At 69.0% G+C, this 3322-nt stretch carries 2 protein-coding genes and 1 pseudogene; all 3 read right to left on the bottom strand.

Going from position 1 to position 3322, the window contains the following annotated elements:
• A pseudogene (locus ABD343_RS40790) lies at positions 1–439 on the bottom strand (hypothetical protein); the annotation flags it as partial.
• Positions 440–507: 68 nt separating this feature from the next.
• A complete protein-coding gene (locus tag ABD343_RS40785) occupies positions 508–1941 on the bottom strand; it encodes a hypothetical protein (protein WP_344535940.1) in 1434 nt (477 codons plus the stop codon).
• A gap of 541 nt (positions 1942–2482) precedes the next feature.
• A complete protein-coding gene (locus tag ABD343_RS40780) occupies positions 2483–3310 on the bottom strand; it encodes a hypothetical protein (protein ID WP_344535939.1) in 828 nt (275 codons plus the stop codon).
• Between the last annotated feature and the right edge of the window lie 12 nt (positions 3311–3322).

The raw sequence follows: 3322 nt of genomic DNA, 5'->3' as shown, positions 1-3322 counted from the left end.
CCTCGGCACGCTCGGACTCTTGCCGAACAGCGCGCTGTGCCTCCTCGACGGCGGCAAGGGTCTCGGCGAGCTCGGCGCGTAGAGCGCCGGTCTCGTGCCGTGCCTGCGTCGCGAGGTGCAACGCTGCGGCACAGGCGCCTTCGGCGGCCTGCTGTGCCGCGCGGGCCTCCTCGGCGTCCTGCCGGTGTGCCTCCGCCTCCTCCCATGCCTCCTCCGTCTGACGCCGTGCCTCCTCGACAGCGGCGCCGGCGTCGGCGAGCTGCTGCTGTGCCTCCCGCTGTGCCTCGGCGGTGTCCATGGCACGGCGTAGCCGGTCCTCGGCCCGCTCCGCCTGGGCGGCGAGCTGGTCGACGTAGGACGGCGGCACACTCGGCACAGGCAGCGGCACAAGGCCGCTCGGCTTCCTGGTGGCGGGCACAGTCGGTGTCTGGTGAGTCATCGCTTCCCCCTCGATCCGGTGCCGGGGGGCGGGCGGAAGGTTCGCCCTGCCCCTGGCGGTGCCTGCGGTCAGATGTGCGTCAGCTCGCGGTCGAGTGTGTTGGCGTGTGCCTGTTGTGCCGTGACGGGCCGGGGTGCCCTCCATTCCGCGATGGCGCGGCACGCGGCTCCCCGGTCGTACTCGATCCCCTGTTCCAGCATTTCCGCCAACAGGGCCGTTGCGATCTGGTTGTGCGAGCGGGGGTCGTCGGCGGCGACCTGGTGGCGCTCGAACAGGGCCCGCAGCGCACCCACCTTGGTGGGGAACGTCTTGAGGTCCAGGGCCTCCGGCTCGTCGTCCTGGTCCTGGTGCTCGTCGCCCAGGTCCGGCACACGAACCGTGATGCGGGGTGTGCCTGTGCCGTAGGCCGCTGTGCGGGCGCCTTCGGGGATGTCCTGCTGCTCTTCCTCGGCGTCCTCGGTAGGCCGCTGCTGTGCCGGGGCTGTGACCGGTGGGGTGACTTCAGGGGCCGAGTGTGCCGGGTGGTGTTCCGCCTGGTCCTCGATCTGTGCCGCCAGCGCTTCCATGCGCTCTGTCTGGCGTTGCAGTTGCGCCAGGGCAGCACGCTCTTCGGGGGTGGGCTGTGCCGTCCACGTCGACGGAAGGTCGACGTCCGGCAAGCGGGCCACGTCCCGCCGCATGGCCAACCGCCGGTCAAAGATCATCCGCCGCTCGGGTTCGGCACAGCCTGCGCGGTCCATGGCCTGTGCCATGCGGCCGCAGAGCTTGCGCCCGGCCCTGGCCTTCCGCTTCTCCGGGGTGAGGCGGTCGTACTCGTCGGCGTGCTCAATGGCACGGTCCATGTAGCGGTCCCGGGTGATCTGTTCGGCGTTGCGGCCGCGCTGGATGAGTCCGAGCCGCGCCATCAGCCGTTCGCGGAGCTCGCGCACGATCAGCGCACCGGGGCTCTGGCTCTGGCCTCCGGTGCGGTGCTTGAGCTCCAGCCCAAGGGCGGCGTGCGCGCTGAGGGCGCTGCCGAAGCTGCCCACGATGATGCGGACGAGGGTGGCGGGAGTGAGTCCGCCACCCTCGTGCCACGCGGGTACGGCGCTGAGCGCTGCGAACACCCACACCGCGGTGCCGTACCACCCGGGCGTCGCGTCCTCACTGGCCAGACGCTCCCGGGCACCGAGCACGCACATCGCGATCAGGGCCTCAAACGCGGCGCAGGCGAGTACACGCTCCTCTATGCCGGTCATGCCCAGCCCATCGAGGGTGAACCGGTAGGAGGTGTTCAGGCTGACGCTCGTGCACACGACGAACGCGACGGCGGCGGCTGCCGTGCCCGCCGACAGCCGCCGCCGTCTGCGCCCCGTGGCGCCCTCCTGGCCCTGGTCGCCGTTCGCTGTCGTTCGTGAACGGCGCCGGATGAGCACTGCGGCGGCGGTAGCTGTGACGGCGCCGGATGCCACGGCAGCCACCAGGGACCACGGGGGCAAGATCGCCTCAACCTGCTCGATCACCGGTGCTCACCGCCTCGTCGCGGTGTGCTGTTGGTCCCTGTCGGGGCCGTAGTCTGGGAGTACATGGGGAGGTTCCTCCTCGTTGTGGAGCCCTGGGAGCGCTGGGCCGGGAAGCGTGGCGCTTTCGGGGCTCATCTCGTGCAACTACGTGGTAGCAAGCTCGCTCGCGCGCTTGCGAGCGCGCACGCGAGCACGTGCGGCAGAAAGCAACCACGCTAGAAAGCTTCTTCGCTTCCTCTGCGGTGGTGACGCTCCTGCGCCATCCGGTACTCCTCGGGGTAGGCGGCCTTCAGTGCTTCCTCGACAACATCGCGTTTACTCCACCTGCGGTCGCTGCTGACTTCCTCGATCAGCTCGCTCAGCAAAGGGTCAATACGCGTATTGAGTTGAACGTAGGTGTCCGCAGTCCGGAAGCTTCGGCGAGCCCTGCCCCGGGCGGGCGCGGGTGTGGCGGGGGGTGTCGCCGGGTCTTGGCCTTCTGTCGGGTCCGGCCGGGGGGGCCGTCGTCGGTTACGAGGGTCGGGCCGCTCGTCTTCCTTGCTCACTTCCGCAGGACCTCTTTCCTGAGCTCGTTGTATGCGTTGCGCACGCCCTTGCCCTTCCGATATTTGCCGTACCACTCACCGGCGGCGCGAGCCTCGCTCACGATGACCAGCCGTTCCACGAACGGCCGGAGGAGCATGCCGGGGTAATCCTCGTCAAACACGTCTACGACGCGAAGCGCTTCACGCGTCCACACGGCACCCTGGTAGGCCATCCCCAGCGCAATACCAACTTCGCGGGGCAAGTCGGCTCTGGCTCCGGTCCGTTGCCGGTAGCTCTTGAACCGGCTCACGGTCTCCATGGCTCCCTGGACCCCGTCAAAGCCGTCCTCATCCGGTTTGGCCGCGTAGACGATTCGGTGACAGGCACTCAGCCCGTTCTGTGTGAGGATTCCGCCCTGGCGGTTGGGGAAGTCGAAGACTGCGAGGCGGGCCCGAGTGCCGCTCAGGCTGCGCTTGAGCCGGAGTTCCGCGTGGTCGTCGGGGTTTTTCTCGTGGTTTGCCAGAGCTCGGTAGCCGCTCGGGATCACGCGCAGGTTGGCCGGCCATCCAAGCTCCGGGTCCAGCGGGACGGCCAGATCGTCAGCCCAGCCGTCCGGGTCCTCGTCGGCGATGATCGCGCCGATATGCATCCCGGGTTTGACGGGCTCTGCACCGGTCCACTTCGTCCCCGCCGCCCGGGGGTCCAGATCGCCGTAGATCACTTCGTCGTCTGGGTTCTCCTCGGCGTGGGTCACAGCGATAGACAGACCGGTGATGGTCTTGGTGACTCCGCCTGCCTCCGAGTAGCTGCCAACGACTGTCACGTCTTCCTCTGCCTCTGCCATGCGGGGATGGTA

It is taken from the genome of Streptomyces albiaxialis, from assembly GCF_039530985.1.
GTDB classification, from domain to species: domain Bacteria; phylum Actinomycetota; class Actinomycetes; order Streptomycetales; family Streptomycetaceae; genus Streptomyces; species Streptomyces albiaxialis.
This window is presented reverse-complemented; position numbering and strand designations above follow the sequence as displayed.

Coding starts and splice junctions, on each gene's coding strand:
- ABD343_RS40780 (WP_344535939.1), bottom strand. CDS start 3,310: ATGGCAGAGGCAGAGGAAGACGTGACAGTCGTTGGCAGCTACTCGGAG.